This is a genomic window from Glutamicibacter arilaitensis Re117 (genome assembly GCF_000197735.1).
Lineage (GTDB): Bacteria > Actinomycetota > Actinomycetes > Actinomycetales > Micrococcaceae > Glutamicibacter > Glutamicibacter arilaitensis.
On the sequence record NC_014550.1, the window covers coordinates 459,559 to 484,818 of the forward strand.

Annotated in this window: 23 protein-coding genes and 1 pseudogene; 9 read left to right on the forward strand and 15 right to left on the reverse strand. The window is 64.7% G+C overall.

Features of this window, described 5'->3' with window-relative positions:
* Positions 1-11 precede the first annotated feature (11 nt).
* From AARI_RS02535 to AARI_RS02555, 5 genes are all read right to left on the reverse strand, one after another.
* Entirely contained in the window at positions 12-4,676 is a 4,665-nt protein-coding gene (locus AARI_RS02535) for an ATP-dependent helicase (protein WP_013347808.1), read from the reverse strand.
* A gap of 39 nt (positions 4,677-4,715) precedes the next feature.
* Entirely contained in the window at positions 4,716-5,018 is a 303-nt protein-coding gene (locus AARI_RS02540; RefSeq protein ID WP_013347809.1) for a transcriptional regulator, read from the reverse strand.
* The gene (locus AARI_RS02545) at positions 5,002-5,463 is read right to left on the reverse strand and encodes a hypothetical protein (RefSeq protein ID WP_013347810.1); all 462 of its coding nucleotides are present in this window, start codon (positions 5,461-5,463) and stop codon (positions 5,002-5,004) included. The genes AARI_RS02540 and AARI_RS02545 overlap by 17 nt, the downstream gene beginning before the upstream one ends.
* 4 nt (positions 5,464-5,467) lie before the next feature.
* Positions 5,468-5,932, reverse strand: coding sequence for a hypothetical protein (locus tag AARI_RS02550; protein ID WP_013347811.1), 465 nt, complete (start codon positions 5,930-5,932; stop codon positions 5,468-5,470).
* Between the two features lie 63 nt (positions 5,933-5,995).
* Complete coding sequence (locus AARI_RS02555) at positions 5,996-6,454, reverse strand: 23S rRNA (pseudouridine(1915)-N(3))-methyltransferase RlmH (RefSeq protein WP_013347812.1); 459 nt, start codon at positions 6,452-6,454, stop codon at positions 5,996-5,998.
* 63 nt (positions 6,455-6,517) lie between these two features.
* On the opposite strand from AARI_RS02555, the gene AARI_RS02560 reads away from it, so the two are divergent.
* Positions 6,518-7,231 (forward strand): phosphatase PAP2 family protein, encoded by a 714-nt coding sequence (locus tag AARI_RS02560; protein WP_013347813.1) that lies wholly within the window; start codon positions 6,518-6,520, stop codon positions 7,229-7,231.
* Here AARI_RS02560 and AARI_RS02565 read toward each other — a convergent pair.
* Both AARI_RS02565 and AARI_RS02570 read right to left on the reverse strand, forming a co-directional pair.
* A complete protein-coding gene (locus AARI_RS02565) occupies positions 7,200-8,171 on the reverse strand; it encodes a D-2-hydroxyacid dehydrogenase family protein (protein ID WP_013347814.1) in 972 nt (323 codons plus the stop codon). The two genes, AARI_RS02560 and AARI_RS02565, sit on opposite strands and share 32 nt — an antisense overlap.
* A gap of 96 nt (positions 8,172-8,267) precedes the next feature.
* Positions 8,268-10,115: a calcineurin-like phosphoesterase C-terminal domain-containing protein gene (locus AARI_RS02570; RefSeq protein ID WP_013347815.1), complete on the reverse strand. Its 1,848-nt coding sequence runs from the start codon at positions 10,113-10,115 to the stop codon at positions 8,268-8,270.
* A gap of 180 nt (positions 10,116-10,295) precedes the next feature.
* On the opposite strand from AARI_RS02570, the gene AARI_RS02575 reads away from it, so the two are divergent.
* Both AARI_RS02575 and AARI_RS02580 read left to right on the forward strand, forming a co-directional pair.
* Positions 10,296-11,423: a hypothetical protein gene (locus tag AARI_RS02575; protein WP_013347816.1), complete on the forward strand. Its 1,128-nt coding sequence runs from the start codon at positions 10,296-10,298 to the stop codon at positions 11,421-11,423.
* A 49-nt stretch (positions 11,424-11,472) separates the two neighbouring features.
* Complete coding sequence (locus AARI_RS02580) at positions 11,473-11,904, forward strand: acyl-CoA thioesterase (RefSeq protein ID WP_013347817.1); 432 nt, start codon at positions 11,473-11,475, stop codon at positions 11,902-11,904.
* Here AARI_RS02580 and AARI_RS02585 read toward each other — a convergent pair.
* Positions 11,901-12,782: pseudogene (locus AARI_RS02585) on the reverse strand (helix-turn-helix transcriptional regulator). The gene AARI_RS02580 and the pseudogene AARI_RS02585 sit on opposite strands and share 4 nt — an antisense overlap.
* A gap of 213 nt (positions 12,783-12,995) precedes the next feature.
* Here AARI_RS02585 and AARI_RS02590 point away from each other — a divergent pair.
* Together AARI_RS02590 and AARI_RS02595 are read left to right on the forward strand one after the other, a co-directional pair.
* On the forward strand, positions 12,996-14,291 hold the full coding sequence (locus AARI_RS02590; protein ID WP_013347818.1) for a benzoate/H(+) symporter BenE family transporter: 1,296 nt from the start codon (positions 12,996-12,998) through the stop codon (positions 14,289-14,291).
* Between the two features lie 121 nt (positions 14,292-14,412).
* A complete protein-coding gene (locus tag AARI_RS02595; RefSeq protein WP_013347819.1) occupies positions 14,413-15,204 on the forward strand; it encodes an aspartate dehydrogenase domain-containing protein in 792 nt (263 codons plus the stop codon).
* Positions 15,205-15,220: 16 nt separating this feature from the next.
* Here AARI_RS02595 and pcaC read toward each other — a convergent pair whose 3' ends face one another.
* The 7 genes from pcaC to AARI_RS02630 all read right to left on the reverse strand — a co-directional run bounded on the left by pcaC (position 15,221) and on the right by AARI_RS02630 (position 21,607).
* Positions 15,221-15,628: a 4-carboxymuconolactone decarboxylase gene (pcaC, locus tag AARI_RS19930; protein WP_013347820.1), complete on the reverse strand. Its 408-nt coding sequence runs from the start codon at positions 15,626-15,628 to the stop codon at positions 15,221-15,223.
* Between the two features lie 18 nt (positions 15,629-15,646).
* The gene (locus tag AARI_RS02605; protein ID WP_041648367.1) at positions 15,647-16,444 is read right to left on the reverse strand and encodes an alpha/beta fold hydrolase; all 798 of its coding nucleotides are present in this window, start codon (positions 16,442-16,444) and stop codon (positions 15,647-15,649) included.
* Positions 16,426-17,832 (reverse strand): lyase family protein, encoded by a 1,407-nt coding sequence (locus AARI_RS02610; protein ID WP_013347822.1) that lies wholly within the window; start codon positions 17,830-17,832, stop codon positions 16,426-16,428. Before AARI_RS02610 ends, AARI_RS02605 begins: the two co-directional genes overlap by 19 nt.
* Positions 17,833-17,977: 145 nt before the next feature.
* A complete protein-coding gene (gene pcaG, locus AARI_RS02615; protein ID WP_013347823.1) occupies positions 17,978-18,556 on the reverse strand; it encodes a protocatechuate 3,4-dioxygenase subunit alpha in 579 nt (192 codons plus the stop codon).
* Between the two features lies 1 nt (position 18,557).
* Complete coding sequence (gene pcaH / locus AARI_RS02620; RefSeq protein WP_013347824.1) at positions 18,558-19,406, reverse strand: protocatechuate 3,4-dioxygenase subunit beta; 849 nt, start codon at positions 19,404-19,406, stop codon at positions 18,558-18,560.
* A 40-nt stretch (positions 19,407-19,446) separates the two neighbouring features.
* Positions 19,447-20,643, reverse strand: coding sequence for a 4-hydroxybenzoate 3-monooxygenase (locus tag AARI_RS02625; protein ID WP_013347825.1), 1,197 nt, complete (start codon positions 20,641-20,643; stop codon positions 19,447-19,449).
* A 217-nt stretch (positions 20,644-20,860) separates the two neighbouring features.
* Positions 20,861-21,607, reverse strand: a complete 747-nt coding sequence (locus AARI_RS02630) for an IclR family transcriptional regulator (RefSeq protein WP_013347826.1) — start codon at positions 21,605-21,607, stop codon at positions 20,861-20,863.
* A gap of 284 nt (positions 21,608-21,891) precedes the next feature.
* Here AARI_RS02630 and AARI_RS02635 point away from each other — a divergent pair, with 284 nt between their 5' ends.
* The 4 genes from AARI_RS02635 (at position 21,892) to AARI_RS02650 (ending at position 25,249) form a co-directional block, all read left to right on the forward strand.
* On the forward strand, positions 21,892-22,524 hold the full coding sequence (locus tag AARI_RS02635) for a DUF6318 family protein (RefSeq protein ID WP_157867070.1): 633 nt from the start codon (positions 21,892-21,894) through the stop codon (positions 22,522-22,524).
* Positions 22,525-22,699: 175 nt separating this feature from the next.
* Positions 22,700-23,911 carry a thiolase family protein gene (locus AARI_RS02640; protein ID WP_013347828.1) on the forward strand — a complete coding sequence of 404 codons (1,212 nt, stop codon included), beginning with the start codon at positions 22,700-22,702 and terminating at the stop codon, positions 23,909-23,911.
* A 19-nt stretch (positions 23,912-23,930) separates the two neighbouring features.
* The gene (locus AARI_RS02645; protein WP_013347829.1) at positions 23,931-24,602 is read left to right on the forward strand and encodes a 3-oxoacid CoA-transferase subunit A; all 672 of its coding nucleotides are present in this window, start codon (positions 23,931-23,933) and stop codon (positions 24,600-24,602) included.
* Positions 24,602-25,249 carry a 3-oxoacid CoA-transferase subunit B gene (locus tag AARI_RS02650; protein WP_013347830.1) on the forward strand — a complete coding sequence of 216 codons (648 nt, stop codon included), beginning with the start codon at positions 24,602-24,604 and terminating at the stop codon, positions 25,247-25,249. The genes AARI_RS02645 and AARI_RS02650 overlap by 1 nt, the downstream gene beginning before the upstream one ends.
* The last annotated feature ends 11 nt before the right edge of the window (positions 25,250-25,260 follow it).

Below are 25,260 nucleotides of genomic sequence, written 5' to 3' on the forward strand. Positions count from 1 at the left end.
TGATCGGTGGGTCAGCGGCGGAAACGGATGCCTTGGGGTGTGGAATAGAACCCGGCTCCCTGCAGCGCGATGCCAACCGGATGGTCCTGCACCGGCTGTCCGTCCACCGTGGCGATGGCTATCTTGTCGACCTGGGCGGTGCGCAGCGTGGCCACCAGCTGCATGGCAATGATGTTCCATGCCGGTTCGGAAAGCTCGCCGAAAGTCAGCACGGTGCGTCCGCCACGCTCCAGATAGAGGCTCAGGGCCCCATCGAGCAGCCCGACGATTGCGCCGGCCTTGCGCCCGGGGCGGTGCCCGGTTTCGGTGGCAGGCCAAGCCAGCGCCGCGCCATAGGGGTTCGCCGGATCGGTGGAAGCCAGCACCGTGGCCACCGGCTGGCGCCGCGGGTCATCGGCCAGCTGGAATCCGCGTAGCCGGTCAATGGTGGTGGAGGTGGAGAACTGGGCGGCGCCGAGCTTCTCGACGAAGTAGCCGCGCCGGGCATGGCCAGCTTCTTCCAGCTTCGAGAGCACCCGGTAGAGCTGGCCGAAGCCGCCGGGCACCGACTCGGCGGCCACCGAGCCGCGGGTGAGCACCCCGTAGCGTTCCAGCATGATTTCCGCGGTGGCGTGGGCGCTGATCGTGGGGTCCGCTACCGGTGCGGGCAGCAGCGACCAGCGGGCCGCGCCGCGCGAGCCGCGCGCCGGCCCGCCGGCTTGTTCCCGGGCCAGCCGGTTCAGTCCGGACAGGCGGTTCAATCGTGCGGCGCGGGCCCGAGGTGCAGGCTTGGCGATTTTGTGCGCGGTGCTTCCGCCGGCCAGGTAGCCGCGGATCGGCGCCATGGTATCCGGTGAAATGTACCCGGCCCAGAACAGCCTCCAGCAGGATTCGGCGACCTCGTGGCTGCTGGCCGCCGGCTCATCGCTGCGGTGGATGCGTCCGGCCAGTTCCTCGGCGAAGTAGGCGCCGGTGGACTCGAAGGCCTGGAGTACGCGCAGGTCAAGAGCCTGCAGCGTGCTGGCATCGGGCTGGGGAAGGCTCAGCGCTGCATGCTCGGCTGTGTGCAGCGACAGCCAGCCGTCCTTGCCGCCGGCGGCTCCGGCTCCGCAGATAAGGATGTCCCCGGAGCTGCACAGCTCGTCCAGCCAGGAATTCTGGTAGCCCTTCATCCTTGCCGGGAGCACGAAGGATTCCAGGGCGGAAGCGGGGACCTCGGCGCCGGCGAGCTGGGCAACGATTTCATAGGCGCCGTCGGCGCCCTGCAGCGAAGAACCGATCTGCTGCCAGGCTGGCAGGAAGCGCCCGTAGGTGTCCTGGTCCACCGGTTCCACCTCGGCTCGCAGCGCGGCCAGCGAACGGGTGCGGATGGTGCGCAGGACTTGGACATCGCAGTATTCATCACCGCTCACGCCAGCGGGAACGATCTCCAATGGACGGAACGCTCCCAAGGACAAGCGTCCAGCGGCTACCAGCTGGTCGAGCACCGGGCGCAGGACGGCCACGCCGAGTCCCAGCTGCGCGGCCATTTCACCAATCGTGAAGGGACCATGGGTGCGGGCGAATCGAGAGGCCAGATCTTGGATTGGTGAGGCTGCTGGCTCCAGGAATGCCGCAGGGATGCCGGTTGGCAGGGGCGTGCCCAGCGCATCGCGCAGCTTGCCGGCATCTTCGATTGCCGCGTAAGCCAGTTCTCCTGATTGGCGCAGGGTGAAAGCGCGGCGGGTAGAGACCAGGGCTTCGGCATGTGCGCGGGCGCTGTCGATATCCAGTGCCGTTTCCTCGTCGGCGGGATCGCGCAGCCTTTGCGCCAGTTGTTCAGCGCTCAAGGGACCGAGCAGGCGCAGCAGATCTGCGCAGCCTTCCATGCCGGCCAGACGCCGGTTCGGCGCCAGATGCTGCAGCTGCTCCTGCAAGGTTGCAATGACCTTGGGATCCAGGACTTCGCGGACATCGTTGCGCCCGAGCAATTCGCCCAGCAGCACCGGATCCAGGCTCAGGGCGGCGGCGCGGCGTTCGGCCAGCGGCGCGTCGGATTCGTAGAGGAACTGCGCCACGTAGCCGAAAAGCAGGGATTGGGCGAAGGGCGAAGGCAGTTCGGTGGTGACTTCCACCAGGCGGATGGCCCGCGAGGAGATGCTGGAGAGGATCCTGGACAGCGCCGGCAGATCGTAGACATCATTCAGGCATTCGCGCACGGTTTCCAGGATGATCGGGAAGTCCGGGTAGTTGCGGGCCACATCCAGCAGCTGGCTGGCACGCTGGCGCTGCTGCCACAGCGGGGTGCGCTTGGTCGGGTTGATCCGCGGCAGCAGCAGCGCGCGGGCGGCGCATTCGCGGAAGCGGGAGGCGAACAACGCGGAATTGGCCACCTGCGAGGTGACCACCTCGATGATCTCGTCGGCTTCGAAGGCGAAGAGGTCCGCCCCGGGCGGCTCATCGTCCATGGCGGGGATGCGCAGCACGATCCCGTCGTCGGCGGCCATCGCGGAGGCGTCCAGCCCCCAGCGTTCGCGGACCCGCGCGCCGACGGCCAGCGCCCACGGGGCGTGCACGGCCAAGCCGAACGGGGAGTGCAGGATGACCCGCCAGTCGCCCAGCTCGTCGTGGAAGCGCTCGATCACGAAATTCTGGTGGTTGGGCACCTGGCCGGTGGCCCGGCGCTGCTCGTCCAGGTAGTTGAGCAGATTGTTCGCGGCGAACGGATCCAGCCCGCTGCCGTGCAGCACTTCGGCCGCTTCGGCGCGTTCGCTGGCCAGCAAGCTGGTGGTGAATTCGCCCAGCGCCGCCCCGAGTTCCACCGGGCGTCCCAGCCCGTCGCCGTGCCAGAAGGGCAATTTGCCCGGCTGGCCGAAAGCCGGGGTGACCAGCACCCGATCATGGGTGATGTCTTCGATGCGCCAGCTGGTCGCACCGAGCGCGAAAATGTCTCCGACGCGGGATTCATAGACCATTTCCTCGTCCAGCTCGCCCACGCGCTTGGGAGCTTTGTCATCTTCGGAGCCGGCCAGGAACACGCCAAAGAGCCCGCGGTCGGGGATGGTGCCGCCGGAAATCACGGCCAGGCGCTGGGCGCCGGGGCGGGCGGACAGGGTTCCGGCATCCCGGTCCCAGATCAGCCTCGGCTTCAGGGTGGCGAATTCATCCGAAGGGTACTTGCCCGAGAGCATGTCCAGCGTGGCCAGGTAGGCGCTGCGCGGCAGCTGCTGGTAGGGCGCGGAGCGGCGTACGGTGTCGAACCATTGCTCTACGTCCAAGTCATCCATGGCTACTGCGGCCAGGGTCTGCTGCGCCAGAACATCCAGCGGGTTGGCCGGGATGACCATCTTCTCGATGGCTCCCTGGCGCATGCGGGTAACCACCAAGGCGGTGGAGAGCAGGTCGGCGCGGTGCTTGGGGAAGAAAATGCCCTGGGATACCGAGCCGACCTGGTGGCCGGCACGGCCCACACGCTGCAGTCCGGAGGAGACCGAGTTGGGGGATTCGACCTGGATCACCAGATCCACCAGTCCCATATCGATGCCCAACTCCAGTGAACTGGTGGCGACCACGGCCCGCAGCTTGCCCAGCTTCAGATCTTCTTCGATCTGGGCACGGGAGTCCTTGGATACCGAGCCGTGGTGGGCACGGGCCAGTAACGGAGCTTCCGGGTGCGCGGCAGCGGTGGAGCCGGCCTGGGCCATCAGCGCGGCGGGGGTGGAGGTGGAAGCATTCTCGGCGCTGAATCCCTCGCGTTCGGCGTAGATTTCGTTCAGCCGTCCGGTCAGCCGCTCGGCCAGCCGGCGGGAGTTGGCGAAGATGATGGTCGAATGGTTGTCCAGCACCAGATCCACCAGCTGGTTCTCCACATGCGGCCAGATGCTCGCCGACGCCGTGGGGGAGGAACCCGGACCCAGATCATGCGCTCCGGCCGCGGAAGGCAGGTCGGTCATGTCTTCCACCGGGACGCGCACCGCCAACTCCCATTTCTTGGTGGACGGCGGGCGCACGATGTTCACCGGGGCGGAGCCGGCCAGGAAGCGGGCCACTTCTTCGGGCGGCTCGACGGTGGCAGAGAGCCCGATGCGCTGGGCCGGGGCGGGCAGCAGCGCGTCGAGCCGTTCCAGGGACAGGGCCAAATGGGTTCCGCGCTTGGTACTGGCAATCGCGTGGACCTCATCGATGATTACGGTGTGCACCTCGGCAAGGGTCTTGCGTGCCTGGCTGGTGAGCATCAGGTACAGCGACTCGGGCGTGGTGATCAGGATTTCGGGCGGGTCCTTGAGCAGCTTGCGCCGGTCATTTGCCGGGGTGTCTCCCGAGCGCACTCCCACCGACACCGACGGCTGGGACAAGCCCATTTCGTGCGCGGTGGCGCGGATGCCAGCGAGCGGAGAACGCAGGTTGCGCTCCACGTCGACCCCGAGGGCCTTCAGCGGAGAAATGTAGAGCACCTTGGTGCCATTGCCCGTTGGATGATCGGCATCGGAGTCCATCCCCGGCAATGTTGGAGCGTCAAGTTCCGCGTGGTGCAGCCGGTCCAGTGCCCAGAGGAACGCGGCCAGGGTCTTGCCAGAGCCGGTTGGCGCGATGACCAGGGTGTGCTTCCCGTCCGAGATGGATTCCCAGGCGCCACTCTGGGCAACGGTGGGCGCGGAGAAGACGTCGGTGAACCACTTGCGGGTGGCTGCGCCGAACCGGGACAGGACATCGCTCATGGAATCGATACTACGGTCTGCGAACGACAAGATCGGCCATTATCCGCCCGCCGTGATCTCCCGCAGGGCCGCCACATGGCTGACATAGGCCTGGCGTCCGGATTTGGTCAGCGAAACGCGCATATGGCTGCGCCCCAGCTTGGTGAACCGCTCGATGCCGATATACCCGGCATCGGCGAGCTGCTTGAGGTGCTTGCTCAAGACGGAGTCGGCGACATCGAGGATGCCGCGAAGGTGCGCGAATTCTGCCCACTGCACCGGGGCGAGGCTGGCGCAAATGCGCAGCCGGATGGGTGCATGGATCAGCTCGTCGAATTGCGCATTGCTAGATGGCTTGTTCATTTCCATCCTTGATGCGGGATTTGATGGTTTCGCGGCGCATGATCCACAGGGAACCGGTGAAGACAGCGGCCAATGCGAGGAATTTGGGTATCGCGAACAGCCAAGTCTGGGGAATCCAGAAGGTGCACAATTGCAGGGCGAGCATCATGAACAGCATGACAGCGATGTATTTGCCCGAGTGCCTCAATGCGGGACGGCGCTTGGGCCGCTGGCGCGACCAGTAGGCGTACCAGGCGATCAATGGCACAAAGAGCACCGGCGACCAGTACCAAAGGGCGATGTCGATGACTCCGTAGAGCGAAAAGATTGCCGCCGTGACGAGGCCCAGGACAATCATGAATGCCCCGGGGGCTTCGGTGGCGCTGACGGTGCCGCTCGCGGCTTCTTCGGCCGCGGCGAGTTGGGAAGCGGCTTCGCGCTCCGAGGGGATCTGCGAATTGTTCACCTGGCTAGCCCGCCATTTCCTGGGCATCTTGCACACGGTCCTTGTCCCATGCCGTTTGCGCGGCGGAAAGCAAATGCCATAAGGCGGTGCAGGAGACGACTAGTTTCGCACCGATGCTCCAAGGGTCCTCGGCGACCCAAAAGCGCAGGCACATCACGATCATTGACGCCAGGAACGCGTACCAGCCGTAGGTTGCCGAGCTGCTGAGCAAAGGGCGCATCGTGGCGCGGCTGCGCATAATCATGTAGTGCACGAGGGCTGCAACGACAGCCACCGCGAATAACCCCAGAGCCATCTTTGGCGAAAGGACATGTTCAAGACTCATCGCGATGCTCCCGAGCACCACGTACACGAAGAGGGTGGCCCGGGAAGAAGTGCCGGCAGCGACCATCTTGTTCGAGGCCTGGTCCGCGGAGGCCAGGCGCTCCGCGGCGGTCAGCTTGTCGATTCGTTCTTGCCCATCAGCCATGATTTCCCCACTTTCCGTTATGGAAAGTCTTGTCTTTCCAAGTTGGAAAGTCAAGGGAATGGCTTAAACGTGATGGTACTTCCCGCCTGCCAGGATGTCCTGCGCGCGGTAGAGCTGCTCGGTGAGGATCAAGCGCACCAGCTGGTGCGGGAAGACCAGCTTCGAAAGCGACCAGATGAAATTGGCCCGCGCATGCACGGATGCGTCCACGCCGTACGCGCCGCCGATGATGATCACGACGTTGCGCGAAGCATCAATCGGGGTGCGCAAAGTATTGGCCAGCGCGGGGGAGTCCACGTTCTTTCCGCGCTCGTCGAGCAGCACCACGAAATCGCGGTCATCGATTTTCGCCAGGATGCGGGCGGATTCCTCGGTGCGGGCAGCATCGTTTTCGCGCGAAGAATGGTTCAGCAGCTGCCAAGTGAGGTTGAAGGGCTTCTTCAGCCGCTTCTCGTAGCGGGAAATTCCCTCGTCCACCCAGGATTCGTGTTTCTTGCCAACTGCCAGCACCTTGATTGTCATGCTTCCATTGTTCCGCATCCATTGAGTTCAGCGCTTCGCTCCCGTCCCGATACGATGGAGTGCATGCGATCTTCTTGGTACTTCCGGCAAGGTGGACGGTCCCGCGGCACTCAGGCGTTGTGGATGGTCTTCGGCCTGATCGTTGCCATGTTCTACTTCACCCGCCGTGTGCTGGTGTCCCTGCATGCAGGCGGCTGGGCCCGGGATCTGGATGAGCCGGTCTACCGGTGGATCGCGGAGAACCAGTCGCCCTTCCTGTTCTCTGCCTCGGATTTCCTGTATTTCTGGGGATCAACCCCGGGCATGATCATGATCATGCTGGTGATCATCGCGCTGCTGAGTTGGAAGACGCGCAGCTTCTGGCCATTGGCCACGGTGGCATTCACCGCGCTGGTCTCGGTCCTGCTGACCGTTATTCTCAAGACAAGCCTCCAGATGCCGCGTCCCCAAGGCGTTCCCGGAGGCCCGGCGCCGCCGCAGACCTTTTCGTTCCCCAGCGGGCATACGCTGAACTCGGCGGCGCTGATCGGCATCTCCTGCTACCTGGCGATCGTCTACGGATTGCGCCGCTACGCCTACCTGATTTCCATCGTCGCGGCGCTATTCGTCCTGGCGATGGGCGCTTCACGCATCTACATCGGACACCACTGGGTTTCAGATGTCCTGGTGGGGTTGCTGATCGGCGCCGCGTGGGCCGCGGTGGTGGCGATCTTGCACTACTACTTCGTGCCGCGTCCGCGCGTTACTAGCTCAGTACGCGGATCGGTGCGCCGCTAGCCCATGCGCGGATGTCTTCCACCGCGTCGCGGTAGAACATCTCGAACTGCTCGATGGTCACATAGCCGATATGCGGAGTGGCAATCACGCCCCGGGTAGCGGCCAGCCGGTCCTTGGCCGGCAGCGGTTCCACGTCGAAGACATCCACGGCGGCCAGGTGCAGCTGCCGGCTGTCCAGTGCGTCGATGAGCGCGTCGGTCTGCACGATCCTGCTGCGCGAGGTGTTGACCAGGATGGAATCGGGACGCATCCACGCCAGCTGCTTGGGTCCGATGACCCCGGTGCTGCGCTCCGAGAGCTTCAGGTGCACGGTGACGATGTCGCTGGTGGAAAACAGCTCGGCTTCGGAGACCAGCTCCACGCCCACTTCGGTGGCGCGGGCCTTGGTGAGATTCTGGCTGTAGGCGATGACCCGCATGCCGAAGGCCAAGCCGACCTTCGCAACCTTCGCTCCCAGATTTCCCAGGCCGTAGACGCCCAGGGTCTTGCCGGACAGGCCCAGTCCGAAAGTGGTCTGCCAGCCCGTGCCAGCGGCCAGCGGGCGGTCCGCGGAAAACAGCTCCACGTCCAGTCGGCGCGCGGCGCTGAGGATCAGCGCCCAGGTGTGCTCGGCGGCATCGGTAGCCACATAGCCGGTGTGGCTGACCACGATGCCCTGGTTCTTGGCAGCCTGCAGGTCGATGGATCCGTTGCGGCGGCCGGTGGTGACCAGCAGCTTCAGGTTGGGCAGCGCAGCCAGCCGGGCGGCCGGGAAAGGCGTGCGTTCGCGCATGGCGACGATGGCGTCGAAGGGCTGCAGCGCCTGGACGACGGTACTGTCCTCGTGGCCCAGGTGCTCGGTGAAGACCGTGACTTCGGCGTCCAGGGCGACGGCGAGGCCGTCGAAATCGGCCAGCGAGCGGGCCACGTTGTGGTAATCATCCAGGATTGCAATGCGCATGGATTCATCCTAGGCACCTGCAGCCGATGCTGTCCCACTGCGGGCGTAACAAAAAGCTGGTGCCTGCCCATGCAGGCATCAGCTCGAAGGATGACGCTACCCGATGACCGTGAAATCCAATTCCTCGGTGAAAGAACGCCCATGCACGTCGGTGGCAGTCACCGTGGCGGTGTGCGCCCCGACGGAGAGATCATCTGGCAGTTCCAAGCGCCACAAGTGGCTTGTCTTCTCGGCGAAGCCGCCGCCATGGACGAATTGCTCGGCGATGGCCGCCGGATCCGAGTACTCGGCGCCTGACAGCGGGCGTTCGCCGGCCATTTTCTGCGTCCGCTCGGCCGCAACCGGGTCCTGTCCGTCGATGGAGACCTCGACAGCGGAGCCGGTGCTGCCCATCCAGAAGTTCGTGGTCAGCCAGGTGTCCTCGGCCAGTCCCTGCCGGCTCACCGCCAGCGGGTCATCCAGGGCCGGAACCGTGCCGCGCTCCTTTTCCAGATTCTCCTCGTACCACTGCCGGTACGCCGGGGTGTTCAAACCCAGGGACATCTGCTTGCTGGAATCTCCACCGGTAACGGTGAAGCTCTCGGTGATCTTGGTGTTCTTGATATCCAAGGTGAGCACTCCAGGAGGGGTGCCGTCGCGCTGGATGGAAGTCGGGTAGCCGTTCTCGGTGACCCGGCCGTCGTACCACTGTCCCGAAATAGCCGGGACGGTCAGATGGGTGAAGGGCAATCCCTCTTCACCGACTTTCTCGCGCCAGCCATCCATCAGATCACCGGCACGCAGGTTCTCGGACATGTGGGTGTGCCCGCCCAAAGCGATGACTTCGCGTCCGTCAAGCAGCTTGTAGATCTCCTTGAGCTGCTTGGTGGAGTGCTCATCGCTATAGAAGAATTCAAGCAGGGGACTGTGCCCGGCCAGCACGATGGCCTTGTTCTTCGGAACCTCGGCAAGGTCCGCGCGCAGCCATTGCAGCTGGCGCTTGCCCAGACCGTAGGTGTAGTCGCTCTTCTTGGCCGGAACCGCAGTGGGGTATTCAATGGTGCTCAACGCAATGACATGCGTTTTGCCGGTGTCATAGGAGTAGTACTCCGGGCCGAACTGGGCGCGGAAGGAATCGAACTCGTGCTGGCCGTCCAACGAGTCGTAGTCAATATCGTGGTTACCGGGCAAGAAGCGAGCCGGTCCGTTGAGCATGGACGCCAGCTCGCGGGTCTGATGGAAGAAAGTCAAGTCATCTCCCACGAGGTCGCCGATGAACAAGGCGCCGCAGCCGGTGTAGTCGGTGCGGGCCGCCAGATCGGCGAAAGCGCCTTCCCTGGCGTACTCGACTTCCTGCTGGGTATAGGTCTGCACATCGGCACCGATGACGCAGCTCTGCTCGGGCGATTGCGTGGCGCTGCTGGCCACCAGCGGGAAGTTGACTGCCTCGGGCAGCGGCCCGGTCGGGGCGATGCCGTCGTACTTCAGGTCCGGGGAGCCTTCAGGCAGGTGGGTGTAGAAGAATTGGGCGACGTGGTCGTCGTCGACCGGAACCTGGAATCCGCGTGGCTGGGTGAGGAACGCGGTCATGTTGTTGTATGCCGGAAGTTCGTAGCGTCCCTGCCCATCGGTGGCCACGACGTCGCGGCCGTTGGAAACCGTGACGTTCGGTAGGCCAGGCTCGTTGGCATCCTGCGTGGAGTTCTTGTTGCGATCCTCGAAGACCACTCCGTCGAGCGTCTCTTGCGCGGTGCCGCTGCGGCCAGTTCCTGCCGGGATCACCTCGACTGACCCGCGGTAGGTCGAGGAGCTCCAGTCCGCGGCGGACTTGGCTGCCGGCACTGCCTCGAGTTCCGGGGTGGCGCCGATGAATGCGGTGGAAGCTGCAATGGCAACTAGGCTTCCGGCGGTGAGATGCAGTGGGGTGAGATGATTGGTTTTGCCGGGTCGAGCGAAGATTTTCACGAACGTTCCTCCGGGTGGGGACAATCTGCCGGCCCCTTGGCCGGCCGTCTTCCACGGTCGCCAATGGCAGGTGAATTGCAACCCCTGTTCAGGTAATGTCTAATAATCGATCCCGTAAATAGTTATCGACTGTCTTGGCGGGATTTACTGTTTTCGAACCAGTGAAATGAAGTGGCGCGGATGGAACTAGTGCAGGCGCTCATGGCAGGCGCGCGCGGGCGCAGGATGCTGTGGGAGTTCGCCACTGCCAGCGAAGAGAAGCTGCTACCGGCGTTCGGGGAGCATCCGCTGCATGCGGCGATGTTCTACGCCGCGTATCACGTAGCGGTAGAACGCGGCGAAAGCGTTGGCCTGTTTGGCGCGGATGAATCCAGCATGCCCGAAACCAGCGTCCAGCAGATCGCCCGGCGCCTGGACAGCACCACTTTGGTTCCGGCCACAGCAGCGCTGCTGCAGCAAGCGCTGGTCCGCTCGGTCGACAGTGCCCGCTATTGGCAGGAACCGGATGGGGAAGACACCCTGCTGGCGTTGCCGGAACTGGCCGCGCCGCTTGAGCGCGTGGCCCGGCACTTGGCGGACAGCGGGCTCGCGGCCGGGTGGATGGATCCCGTGGATCTGCGCAACCAATTCCAGGTCGAATTCGACCAGCATGACCCGCAGGGCAGGACGCAGGCTCCCGGCAGCAATGCCCTGGGCCTACTGCAGGAGTGGAGGGCCGGCATCCTGGCGACCGAAGCCCGCGATGCCGCCGAAATGAGCAGCACCCCGCTGGGCAGCTTCAGCGGGGAATGGTGGTCCAAGCCCAGCAGCCGCCTGCCCTCCACTACCGGTGTGTTCCCAGACCGGGAGCCAGTGGGCCTGAGCTGCGTGGAGGACGGTTTCGGATGGGAGCAAGCCAGCGTCAGGTTCACGAGCGTGCCTCCCGCAGCCAAGGTGCTGGAGATCGCCACGGCCGAGGACTGGATCCGGCTCTGCCGCGAGCACGGCATCGAGGTCACCGCGCACAAGCGCCACGACTGGTACCTGTCCACCGGGCGCGACGGCGCATGGAAGATCCCCGACTGGCTGGCCGTGGCGCGCGATTACGACGGGGTGCATCTGGGTATCGGCGCCTATCTGGCGCTCGCCGGGCAGTGCCTCGACATCGATGAAGAATACGCCAGCGTGATTGCCGGGTGGGACCCGGACCAGACGTTCTGGTTCACCGATGAGCTGCGGTGCTACGGGCCGGCCCGGGAATGGATCTGCAAGGACGCCAACAACGAGGATGCACGGTGGTTGCCTGCTGGCAATGACCCAAGTTCATGAGCCGTCACGGGCGCAGTAGCCAGCCCGGGTTTCTGGTGCAATGGGTTCCATGAGTGAAACGACAAACGATGAACTGGCCGCGGCTACCGAAGTCATCTTGCAGCTGCGCTGGTCGGACCAGGATGCTCTGGGACATGTGAACAATGCGCGCATCGTGACCCTGATGGAAGAAGCCCGCATCCGCTGGACGCGCGAGGACGGGACAACAGGCCGTTTCGAATTCGGCACCGTGGTGGCATCGATCCAGATCGACTACCTGCGCCCGCTGTACTACCAGCCCGAGATGCTCATCCGCATGGGCATCAGCCGGCTGGGCAACAAGTCCTTCACCGTGCGGGGCATCGGTTACCAGGACGGGCAGCCGGTATTCGACTCGACCACGGTCATGGTGCCGCTGGCAGCCGATGGCATCTCGTCGCGCCCGCTCAACGAGCTGGAGCGCAGCTGGCTCGGCAAATCGCTGATCCCAGCACGCAGCTAGGCTTCGGGCACCGGTCCCTGGCCGTTGAGCAGCGCGGCCAGATCGCGCAGCTTCGCTTCGGAGTCCGAGCCTGGCTCGGTGGTGTAGATGAACAGGGTCTGGTCCGGTGCCCCGGTCACGTCCAAGGCCTCGTAGTTGACCTCCAGATAGCCCACCTGGGGATGGTTGAACCGCTTGATCCCGTCCCGCCGCTCGACCACCCGGTGATCGGCCCACCAGGTGCGGAACTCTTCGCTGTTCATGGACATCTCTCCGACCAGCTGCGCGAGCAGCGGATCATGCGGATGGCGCCCGGCATCCAGGCGCAAGGTGCCGACCATCGAGGCGGCGATCTGCTCCCAGTCGGCCTAGCGCTGCCTGGCTTCGGGATCCAGGAAGGCCCAGCGGATCAGGCTGCGGTGGCGCACCGGCTTGACCAAGAAGTCGGTGAGCAGGCTGGCGGCCAGCGCATTCATGCCCAGCACCTCGGTACGCCGTCCGCGGATGAAGGCCGGATGCCCGGTGAAGGAATCCAGCAGCTGATGCAATGAGGGGCGTACCCGCTGGATGCTGCTCGACGGGTTGTTGCGCCCGGAACCGGAGACCGAGCGGGCCAGATTGAACAAATGCCCGGCCGCCGTCTCATCCAGTTCCAGGGCCGTGGCCAACGCGCCGAGCACGGATTCGGAAGGGCGCTTGTGCCGGCCCTGTTCCAGCCGGGTGTAGTAGTCGGTGCTCACGCCGGCCAGGACCGCAACCTCTTCGCGGCGCAGGCCAGGCACGCGCCGCCGGGGACCGCCATCGCCTGCCGGGCTGACCAGGGCCCGCCGTACCTTGAGGAATTCGCCGAGCTCGGTATTGGAATTCATCCCTGCATTCCTTTCATCCGCGGGCCGCATCGCCCCGGTCTTATCCTAGCCCTGCGTGCAGTGGCAGCCAGCAGCCAGAACTATCCTAGCCCTGCGTGCAGTGGCAGCCAGCAGCCAGAACTATCCTAGGAATGCCATACCCCGGATCAATGCGCCACGTCCCACGGCCCCTGGAGCCGTGCAATGGTGGTGGACTATTAATGCCACTGCCAATGACACTGCCACCATCGCCCAGGAGCGCACATGCCCAAACCCGCCGATAACCTGCCAACCCGCGAATCGACTCCAGCAGCTGCGGGAGCACCGCGCGAACCGCTGCTGGAGCGGGCCGTGCAGCGGCCTGCCGGGATCCGCGCCCTGCTGCGCGACTTGGGCGGGACGTATGCCAGCAATGGCGTGATCGGGCTGGTTTTCTCCGCCTCCGGCCCCATCGCGGTCACCCTTGCGGTGGGTGTCGCTGGCGGGCTGTCCCAAGCCGAGATGGCCTCCTGGGTCTGCGGGATCTTCCTTTCCGCCGGGTTGGCGACCATCGTGATGTCCCTGCTCTACCGCCAGCCGCTGGGATTCGCCTGGTCCATCCCCGGCACGGTGCTGTTGGGCCCTTCGCTGCAGCACCTGTCCTTCCCCGAGGTGGTCGGGGCCTTCTTCGTCTCCGGGGTGCTGGTCCTGGCCTTGGGCGCTACCGGGGTGGTGCGCCGGATCATGGCGGCCATTCCCATGCCGATCGTGATGGCCATGGTGGCCGCGGTGTTCTTGCGCTTCGGCACCGATATCGTCTCTTCCACCCAAGCCAACCCGGTGGTGGCCGGACCCATGGTGCTGGTCTTCGTCCTGCTCGCCGCGGTGCCGGCGCTGGGCAGAAGGCTGCCCCCGGTGCTGGGCACGCTGATCGCCGGGGTCATCGCGGTGGCCGCCAGCGGCCAGTTCGCGTTGGACGCAGCTGGTGGGCCCGTGCTGGCCACTCCGGTGTTCACCGCTCCGGAATTCACCTGGGCTGCGCAGCTGGAACTTGTGGTGCCGTTGGCCATTACCGTGCTGATCGTGCAGAACGGCCAGGGCGTAGCGGTGCTGCGCTCTGCCGGGCACCGTCCCCCGGTCAATGCCTTTGCGCTGGCCTCGGGCGGGTTCTCGATCCTGAATGCATGCTTCGGCGCGGTGTCCGCCTGCGTCACCGGGCCGACCAACGCGTTGCTCACATCATCTGGGGAGAAGCACCGCCAGTACACCGCGGCGGTGGTCTATGGCCTCCTGTCCCTGCTCTTCGCCCTGTTCGCTCCGACGCTGACGCGCTTCATGCTGGCCACCCCCGAGGCTTTCGTGTTGGCCTTGGGAGGCATCGCCATGCTCAAGGCCCTGCAGCAGGCCTTCGTGACGGCCTTCGCCACCAAATTCACCCTGGGCGCCCTGGTGACGTTCGTCGTGACGATTTCCGGCCTGGACCTGTTCAATATCCATGCAGCGTTCTGGGGCATCCTCTTCGGCTATGCCGCCTCCCGGCTCATGGAACGCACGGACCATGCAACCGTTTCCGGGCCATAGCGCGGATACCGGATCCGTTGCGCGGATAGCCCGCACGCTGGGCAGCTGGCAGTTCGTGCCGAGCCTGCGAGCTGGCCTAAGCTGGCGGTAGCTTACATCGATCTTTTCGGACAGGACGGGCATGGCCACGGGCAGCATGTATCGGGTGGGAGTACTGGGCCACGGGGCGATCGGCTCCGTGGTGGCGGAGCAACTGGCAGCCGGGACGGTGCACGGTGCCCAGCTCGAAGGGGTGATCCTGCGCCGTCCGCAAGCCGGGCTGGAGCATGAGCAGCTGAGCTGGGAGGCGGCCCTGGAGCGCTGCGACCTGGTGGTCGAATGCGCGGGCCAGCAAGCCCTGCGCGAGAATGCGGTGTGCATCCTGGCCTCCGGGGTTGACCTGCTGGCCAGTTCCATGGGAGCGCTGGCTGACCCGGAGTTCGCCGCGCAAGTGCAGGCCGCCGGACCGGGACGCTTGTCCAGCACTGCTGGGGCCATCGGCGGATTGGACCTGCTGGGCGCGGCTGCCCGGATGGGCGGCATCGACCAGGTGCTGGTGACGACGCGCAAGCTGCCGGCCATCTTGGTGCAGCCGTGGATGGATGCGCAGCTGCGCGGTGAATTGGAGCAGGCCGCCGGACCGGTAGAGGTATTTCGCGGTCCAGCCGCGGCAGCGGCCCAGGACTTCCCGAAGTCATTGAATGTGGCCGCGGCGGTGGCGTTGGCTGTGGGGGATTGGGATGCGGTGACAGCCAGATTGATCGCCGACCCGGAGGCAGGCCTGACCGAGCACCGCATCGAGGCGCGCGGCCCAGCCGGCGAGTACAGCTTCTCGATCAAGAACCACCCCTCGCCACGCAACCCGCGCACCAGCGGTATCGTCCCGTGGGCCCTGCTGCACTCGATCCGGCAAGCCGCGGCGGCGCGCCGCTAGCGGCGCGGTGTCACCGCTAGTCTCCTTCGGCTGCCGCGTACTCCTCCAGCACCTTCTTGCCGATCTTGAACGCCACGTTCGCTGCCGGAACGGAGCAGTAGATGGCGCATTGCAAGAAGACTTCCTTGATTTCTTCGGGAGTCATGCCGTTGCGCAGGGCCGCGTGCACATGCATTTCCAGTTCTTCCCAGTAGCCGCCGGCGATCATTGCGGTCAGCGTGATGGCGCTGCGGGTAGTGTGTGGCAGGCCGTCGCGGGTCCAGATGGTGCCCCATGCGTAGCGGGTGATCATTTCCTGGAATTCGTCGGTGAACTCATTCGAGTTCCTGGTGGAACGCTCAACGTGCTCGTTGCCCAGCACCTGGCGGCGTACCTCCATGCCGGCATCGTAGGTATCGCCGGGAAGGCGCGGTGAATCAGCCATTTCTGCAGGTCCTCGCTTCTAGTTGGACAGCAAGAACTCGGCCAGCAAGGCCGCGGTCTCTTCGGGAGCTTCGGCCGGAGCCAGGTGGGAGGCCGAATCGATGACCGCCATGGTTCCGCGGGGTGCATTTTCGGCGATGAACTCCGCATCTGCCGGAGGGCACACCTGGTCCTGTGCGCCGTTGATGGCAATGATCGGGTCGCTGGTTGAAGCCAGCTGCCCGCGCACGTCGAATCCTGCCAAGGCGCCGCAGGCGTGGGCGTAGGCGAAGCGGTCAGCGTCCTGCAGGCTGTGCAGCAGCTCGGTGCTGATCACCGGTTCCTTCTCGATGAATCCCGGTGCGAACCAGCGCTCGGCAGAACCGGCGACCATGGTCGGGGTGCCGGCCTTGGCGACCAGCTCGGCACGGTCGGTCCATCCTTCGGGGGTGCCGATCTTCGCCGCAGAGCAGATGGAGGACAACGCATTGAAGAAGCCGGTGTGGTCCACGGCCAGCTGCAGGGCGGTGGCCCCGCCGACCGACACTCCGGCGTAGTACAGCTTGCTGCCCTCGGAGATGACGCCGTCGGCACGCAGCGCCTCGACGGCCTTGGTGACGCCGGTAGCCAGTTCGGCCAGCGAGAAGGCTTCGGTGGACGGCTTGCTTTCGCCGTGCCCCGGAAGGTCCCAGGCGATGACCTGGAACTTGTCCTTGAGGTACGGCAAGGCCGGGGCCCACAGCGGCAGGGCCGCGGTGCCCAGCGAGGGGCCGACGATGAGGGTGGGAAGTGCCTTGTCGGTGTGCAGCAAGGAGGGGGTTAGTTGCGGGACTGCCATGATTCCTTCCGTGCCGAGTAATCGGCGAGTACGGTTTCGGTGAAGCGATCCGCGGCACCGAGGTAGCCAGCTGGATCAAATAATTCGTAGAGGTGCTGGTCGCCCAGGTCATGCACGGAGATTTCCAGGCGCAGCAGATCGCGCAGGGAAATGCCCTCGTCGAGGCTGCGGCGCACCAAGGCCTGGATGGCCGGCTTGCCGCCGACGACCAGGGGTGCCAACACGGTAGCCACGCGTTCGGAAAGAACTGCGTCTCCGCCGAGGGCAAGGTTCCGTTCAATGGCCTGGTGGTTCACGCTCAGGCCGTTGGCCAGGAAAGCGCCGTGCTGTGCGGCGCCGGCGGCAAGCCGGGCGAGTTCGCGCAGGGCACTCCATTCGGCGTGCCAGCCGCCATCGGGGCGTTCATCCACCGCGGTGCCGGCAGCAGTGAACAGGGTGGAGAGCAATCCGGGGGCGCTGAATGCCGCATTGCGCAGCAGTACCGAGCGCACCGGGTTCTGCTTCTGCGGCATGGCCGAGGAGCCGCCCTTGCCGGCCTCGCGAGGTTCGGACAGCTCGCCGATTTCCGGACGGGAGGCGGTGAGCACATCAGCGCCCAGGGTCCCCAGCGCGGCAATGGCCGCACCCAGCGCGGAGCCAAGCTGGAGAATCGGCATGCGGTTGGTGTGCCAGGGCGTTCCCGGATCCTCCAGACCCAGCAGGGCCGCCAGATCCGAGGACAGCGACTGGCTTGTGGCCGTTGTCTCCGGCTGGCCGGAGAGCAGCTGCTCCAGGGAGGCGAGCGTGCCCACCGCACCGCCCCATTGCAAGCGCAGCTGCCGCGCCGCGGCATCCAGCTGATGCTCGGCATCCAGCACGGCCGAGAGCCAGCTGGCCGCTTTCCAGCCCAAGGTGGTGGGCAGCGCATGCTGGGTCAGCGAGCGGGCAATGCACACGGTCCCGCGGTGGGCCTGCGCCAGGGCAGACAACCCGCCAGCGGTGCTGCGCAGATCTGCCAGCGTGAGCGTGAGCGTCTTGGACAGGACCAGCATCAGCGCTGTGTCGATGATGTCCTGGCTGGTGGCACCGCGGTGCAACGCGGTGCCCGCAGTTGCCGCGGCCCCGTCGTGCTTGAGCAGGTCGCGCATCATGCCCAGCAGCGGGATGAGCGCATTGGCCCCATCCGGTGTCCTGGAGGCCAGCAAGGCCAGGTCGTAGCGGTCCACGCTGGCCACCTCGCGCACGGCCTGCGCATCCTGGACGCTGCACAGGTCGGCATCCGCCTGGACCTGCACCCATCCGGCTTCGGCATCTAGCATGGCTTGGACGAAAGACGCATCGCTGGCCAGGGCCGCGGCCGCAGTTCCTGCCCAGGCGGGGGCCAGCACGCCGTAGTCTGCGCCATCCATTCGGTGCCTCGATTCTTAGCTGTTGAGCGTATAAGCCGTCTATCTAGAACTGTAGTGCCCGGCAACGGGCAACACCCCGCCGGGCGCTCCAACGCCCGTAACAGTGCGGGCGCTGGGGCAATCCAGCGGGGTGTGGCGGTGGCAACTAGCTCTCGCGCGGGTAGGAGAGGAACACCGTTTCGTTCCCGCCTTGCAGGCGGATATCGAAGCGCAGCGAGCCGTCGTCTTCGCGAGCAGCAATCAGCGTTGCGCGTTCTGCTTCGCCCAGCGATGACAGCAACGGGTCGCTAGCCAGCGCTTCGGTGTCCTCCGGCAGGTAGATGCGGGTGAACAGGCGATTGAGCAGGCCGCGGGCGAAAACCGCGAGCATGATGAACGGGGCCTTGCCCTCTTCGGTAGCGCCCGGGTTCACGGTGGTGAAGGTGTAGTGCCCGGCGTTATCCACCGCCACCCGTCCCCAGCCGGTGAAGGTGTAGCCATCGCGCACCAGCGAACCTTCGCGGGACACTACGTTGCCGTGCTCGTCGGCCTGCCAGATTTCCAGCAGGGCGTCCGGGATGATCTCGCCGTTGCCGTCACAGACAACCCCGTGCAGGCGCACCGAGTTCGGATGTGCCTGGTTGACCAGCTCATTGTCCTTCTCGAAGGGCAGCGCATAGCCGTAGAATGGGCCGATGGTCTGCCCCGGGGTGGGGGTGAGCTTCAGTTCTGGTGCCTGAGCCATGTTAGTGATCTCCCTCTTCATCTTCCATCCAGGTGCGGTTCGAGCCGGTGAGCACGATGTCCCAGTTATATCCGGTGGCCCATTCGTGGCTGGTGATCGAGTGGTCGTAGGTGGCGACCAGGCGGTCGCGGGCATCCGCGTCGGTGATCGACTGGTAGATCGGATCCAGAGCGAACAAGGGATCGCCCGGGAAGTACATCTGGGTGATCATGCGCTGGGTGAAGTCGGTGCCGAACAGCGAGAAATGGATATGAGCCGGACGCCAGGCGTTGTGGTGGTTCTTCCACGGATACGGTGCCGGCTTGATGGTGGTGAAGGAGTACTCGCCGTTCGGCCCGGTGATCGCCCGGCCTACGCCGGTAAAGTTCGGGTCAATCGGAGCCGGATGCTGGTCGCGCTTGTGGATGTAGCGCCCGGCGGCGTTGGCCTGCCAGATTTCCACCAGCTGCCCGGCCACCGGGCGGCCATCGCCATCGAGCACGCGGCCGGCCACCACGATGCGCTCGCCGATTGGTTCGCCGTTGTGCTGGATGGTCAGATCCGATTCCAACGCGTGCACGTCACGCTGGCCGAAGGCCGGTGAATGCAGCTCAATGGTTTCCGGATCCACATGGTGCAGGTTCTTGGTGGGGTGGCGCAGCAGCGAGGAGCGGTAGGGCGCGAAGTCTACGCGCGGCTGGATCTCGGCTTTCTTGCCGGCCAGGACTTCTTGCCGGTAGGCCTCGTGGATGCCGGTGATTTCACCGCTGATTTCCTCCTGGCTGGCGGTGGTGGCTGCCGGATCAAGAGCGTGGGAATTCTCGAAGGACTCGGCTCCGGTGCCGTCCTTCTGTGTGGTTTCGGTGCTCATTGCAGGCTCCTTGCAAAGGGTTGGAGAGGTCAATAGAAGATCAGGAGTGCGGCCAGCCGGTGTAGGATTCGGCCAGGTACTGCTGGCCGAACCGCGAGGAGGTGACCGTTTCCAGCTCGCCCAGGGCGCGCTTGGCCATGAACGGGTCCCCGCCTACCGGGGTGTGCAGCATGGAGGTCATCCAGTAGGAGAAGTTCTGCGCCTTCCAGACCCGCTTCAACGCAAGGTCCGAGTAGCCGTCCAGCAGCTGTTCGCTGCCGGTGGAGAAGTAGGAATCCAGGGCCTCGAAGAGCACCTTCACATCGGCGAAGGCCAGGTTCAGCCCCTTGGCGCCGGTGGGCGGGACGGTGTGCCCGGCATCGCCGATCAGGAACAGGCGCCCGTGGGAGAGCGGTTCGCGCACGAAGGAGCGGAAGCTCAGCACGGTCTTGTCGAAGATCTCGCCGGTTTTCAACTGGAAGTTATCTGGCCCGTCCACGCGCTTTTGCAGCTCGGCCCAGATGCGGTCATCGCTCCAGGCGTTCACGTCTTCGTTCGGGTCGCATTGGAAGTACATGCGCTGCACGGTTTCGCTGCGCTGGGAGATCAGCGCGAAGCCGTGTGGCGAATTCGCGTAGATCAGCTCCGGGGCGGATTTCGGTGCCTCGGTGAGGATTCCGAACCAGGCGAAGGGGTAGGCGACCTTGAAGTCCTTGCGCAGCGTTTCGGGCATCTGGCGGCGGGCGAAGGAGCGCGAGCCGTCGGCGCCGACGATGACATCCGCGTGCACCTCGAAGAGGTTGCCCTGCGCATCGGTGAAGCGGAACTTCGGGGTGGAGGTCTCCATGTCCAGGATCTCGGTGACTTCGCAGGAGTACCGCACGTCGCCCTGGTCGCGTTGGCGTGCCGCGGCCAGGTCGACGAAGACCTCGTTCTGCGCGTACAGGGTGACGGTGGCGTCGACCAGGTCGCGGAAGTCCAGCGGGTGGGATTCGCCGTTGAAGCGCAGGTCGATGCCGGCGTGCTCGTCGCCGTGGGTTAGGACCCGTCCATCCACGCCGGACTCGGTGAGCATCTTGACGGCCTGGGCTTCGAGGATGCCCGCGCGGTGGGTGTTGCGGATGGCCTCGTGGTCGCGCATTTCCACGACGATGTTCTCGATGCCGGTTTTGGCCAGCAGATGCGAAAGCATGAGCCCGGCTGGACCGCCGCCGATGATGCCGACCTTGGTCTTGAGGATGCGTGGATTCTGAACCATGGACCCTGCCTTGCTGTCGTCTGGACCAGAAGCCGAGCGCCCGGCTGCGTTGCCGGACCGATGCATGTGGTCTAAGGAAGTAAGAAGAACTTCCATCAGGATGCGGTGCATGCGACCCGGCAGACAGGCGCATTCTCAATGAATGAGAATAATTGGTTGCGTATCTATGCCGCACCGGTCAAGCGCAACAAGGTGCTGGCCTTGCAATTTCTGGTCGCTAGATGTTGTCGAGGCGCAGTGCGCGAGCGATGCCCCGGGCTGCGGTGCGTAGCGCCAGAGCTGCGGACTGCAGTGTTCCGGAGTCGCGGGGAACAACCACCGAAATAACCGCAACCTGATAGCCTGCCTCGTCGAGGATCGGGGCGGCGGCACCGGTGGTTTCCGGGTCGATGAATCCGTCGAACGAGGCGAACCCGTTGCGCCGGATTTCCGCCATTTCTGCGCGGAGTTCAGGATGGGCGTCGGTCATCAATTCGTGGTGGCGTTCCAGGAACCCGTGAATGGTTTCCGGCCGCGAAAAGGCCAAAAGTGCCATGCCCATCGAGGTTCGGTGCACAGGCATGCGTCCGGCGACATTCGCCTGATTGACAACGGAGCCCGGCCGCGAGAGACGCTCGATGATCAGCACCTCGTCCTGGTGCAGTACCGAGAGCTGGGTATTTTGCCCCAGCAGCTGGTTGATGTCCTCCATGAACGGCAATGCCGCGGTGCGAAGGTCCTGGGTGGCAGCGCTTCGATTGGCTAATTCCCACAGGCGCAAACCCAGCCGCACCTGGCCAGACCCGTCTCGCGCCAGCAAGTCATGGGATACCAATTCATCGAGCAACCTGTACATGGTTGCTTTGGGGATGTCGGCACGCCGGGCCAGGCTGCTGACGCTGAGCGACTGATTGTTGAGATCAAACGAACTCAGGATCCGAACCAAGCGGTCCAGCATAGAGTCCCCACTGGGCGAATTGGCCATGGAACTATTTTAGGGCAGTGGCTGCTTCCCTTCTCCTGCAACCAGGTGAGCGGCTCTGCGCTTTAGTGCAAGCAGGGTTCGCTATCGCGCCGAATTTCCCTTGTTCATCCAGAGTTAACGTGGAATTTTTCCAGCGATTCTCATTGAGAAGAGTAGCCAAAATGTTATTTGAATAGTGGTCGTATTATCGAAATGCTTGATGTAATGTCGTTTTCGAATGCGGAATAAACTCCAAGAAGGCGGCGGCAATGGTTCGGAATCATCAAGTAAAGATTGCAGCTTTGATGGCTGCATTGACGCTGGCAGCCAGCGGTTGCGTCAGTGCATCCCAGGGAGGGGCCGGTGATCCTTCTGCTGGCACCGTGTCGCCCACGCCGAGCTCCCCGGAGCAAGATGCCAAAGTTCCGCAGCGCCCGGCGGTCCTCAGCGAGAAAACCGAGGAAGGGCTGCAAGGTGCCATGGAGTACTGGGTGCAGCTGCTGAATTATTCGGTGGCGAGCGGTGACACCGCCGCACTCAAGGGCTTCTCGGCAGCGCACTGCACCTTGTGCCAGGAGCTAATCGCCCAGACCGACCAGGCCTATGCCAATGGCGGAAGCATTGACGAAGGCGAATTCAGGGTTATTGAAACCATGAGCACCCTGGACAAGTATCAAGCATCGCCGGGCGAGCCCAAGGTTGTGTTTGCCAGCTTTGGAATAGAGCGAGCCGCTGGCCAAGTCCTCGGTGCAGATGGAAAGGTGACCAGCGAAATTGAGCCGGTTTCCTGCATGGATTTTGAAGAAAATTGGGATGAGATCGCTTATGACGAGGATGGAAACTTCATTGGATCCATTTGCTCGCTAGCTGTGCAGGATCCGGCGTTCGACGAGTCTTCCGGATGGCAGCCGCTAAATGTCGCGATTAACGCGCAATAGCAATATTCGCCTTGGAGAGTGCCCTGGCTGCTTCGGCAGCCGGGGCATTTTTGTGCGGGGAACCGGGTGGACCGCGATGGAAATCTATTGAGGCTGCGGACATCAACTGCTAAAGTTCATTATACGAACATAAGTTCACGATGTGAACATACCGCAGCGATGGAGCAGTGAGACGATGCAGCAGGCCTACCTATACGACGCAATCCGCACCCCCTTCGGCAAGATCGGCGGCGCGCTGTCCAGCCACCGCCCCGATGACCTGGCCGCCCACGTGGTGCGCGAGCTGGTCGCCCGTTCTCCCAAACTGGATGTCGCGGATATCGACGAGTCGATCTTCGGCAACGCCAACGGCGCCGGTGAGGAAAACCGCAATGTGGCCCGCATGGCCACCCTGCTCGCCGGGTTGCCGACCTCGCTGCCGGGCACCACGATGAACCGCCTGTGCGGCTCCTCGCTGGATGCCTCGATCGCAGCTTCCCGCCAGATCGCCACCGGCGACGCGGACCTGGTCCTGGTGGGCGGCGTCGAATCGATGAGCCGTGCTCCATGGGTGCTTCCCAAGACCGAGCGTCCTTTCCCGATGAGCAATCTGGAGCTGGCCAACACCACCCTGGGCTGGCGCCTGGTCAACCCGGCCATGCCGGGGGAGTGGACGGTATCGCTGGGCGAGGCCACCGAGCAGTTGCGCGAGAAGCACGGCATCTCCCGCGAAGACCAGGATGAATTCTCTGCGGCATCGCACCAGCGGGCCGCGGCCGCCTGGCAGGCCGGCAAGTACGACAACTTGGTAGTTCCGGTTCCGCCGGCGAACAAGCGCGGTACCGAAGTCACCCGCGACGAAACCATTCGTGCCGATTCCACTGCCCAGACCCTCTCCAAGCTGCGCACCGTATTCCGCACCGGAGAGAATGCCACGGTGACCGCGGGCAACGCCTCGCCGATGAGCGACGGCGCCTCGGCGGCCTTCATCGGTTCCGAACGCGGCGGCGAATTGCTGGGCGCCGCCCCGATCGCCCGCATCGCCTCCAACGGCGCTGCCGCGCTGGATCCGCAGTTCTTCGGCTTCGCCCCGGTGGAAGCCGCCAACAAGGCTCTGGCCAAGGCCGGCCTGAAGTGGTCGGATATTGCCGCGGTCGAGCTGAATGAGGCATTCGCGGCCCAGTCACTGGCCTGCATCCGGGCCTGGGACATCGACCCGGCCATCGTCAACGCCTGGGGCGGGGCCATCTCCATCGGCCACCCGCTGGGGGCCTCGGGCCTGCGCATCCTGGGCACCGTCGCCCGCCGCCTGGCAGAATCCGGCGAGCGCTACGGGCTTGCCGCGATCTGCATCGGCGTCGGCCAGGGCCTGGCCGTCGTTGTCGAGAACATCAACGCAACCAAGTAGCTTTTAGAAAGGCAGCATCATGGCACCACGCATTGCCACCTCGGCCGCGGACGCCGTCGCCGAGATCACCGACGGCGCCACCGTCCTGATCGGCGGCTTCGGCAACGCCGGCCAGCCGATGGAACTGATCGACGCGCTCATGGACTGCGGCGCGAAGGACCTGACGGTCGTGAACAACAACGCCGGGCAGGCCGACGCCGGCCTGGCCCTGCTGATCAAGGAACGCCGGGTCAAGAAGATCATCTGTTCCTTCCCGCGCCAGTCCGACTCCTGGCACTTCGATGAGGCCTACCGGGCTGGGGAAATCGAGCTGGAGCTGGTACCGCAGGGCAACCTGGCCGAGCGCATCCGCGCCGCCGGCACCGGCATCGGCGGGTTCTTCACCCCCACCGGCTACGGCACGCTGCTGGCCGAGGGCAAGGAAACCCGCGTGATCGATGGCAAGGGCTATGTGCTGGAAACCCCGATCCACGCCGATTTCGCGCTGATCAAGGCGCTGAAGGCCGACACGCTGGGCAACCTGGTGTACCGCAAGACCGCGCGGAACTTCGGCCCGATCATGGCCACCGCGGCCAAGGCGGCCATCGTGCAGGTGGACGAGGTCGTCCAGCCCGGAGCCATCGATCCGGAAAACGTCATCACCCCGGGCATCTTCGTGGATACCGTGGTGGAACTGGGAGGACAGAAGTAATGACCACCACCGAAGCAAAGCTCACCCGCGATGAAATGGCGCAGCTCGTTGCCGCCGACATCCCGGCCGGAGCCTTCGTGAACCTGGGTATCGGCCAGCCGACCAACGTCTCGAACTATCTCACCAAGGAGCAGGGCGTCACCCTGCACACCGAGAACGGCATGCTGGGCATGGGCCCGGTGGCTACCGGCGAGGACATCGACCCGGATCTGATCAATGCGGGCAAGATCCCGGTCACGCAGCTGCCCGGTGCCTCCTTCTTCCACCACGCGGATTCCTTCGCGATGATGCGCGGCGGCCACCTGGATGTGTGCGTACTCGGCGCCTTCCAGATCTCCAAGGATGGCGATTTGGCCAACTGGCACACCGGTGCCGAACGCGCCATTCCTGCCGTGGGCGGCGCCATGGACCTGGCTATCGGCGCCAAGGCGACCTGGGTGATGATGAGCTTGTTCACCAAGGCCGGTGAATCCAAGCTGGTTGAAACGCTGAGCTATCCGGTCACCGGGCTGGGCTGCGTCTCGCGGATCTACACCGAAGTGGCCGTCTTCGAGCTGCGCGATGCCAAGGTCTTCGTGCGCTCCACCCATGGCATCAGCTTCGAGGAGCTGGCCGCCAAGGTCCCGGTGGAACTGACCCAGGCCTAGAAGACCCAGTA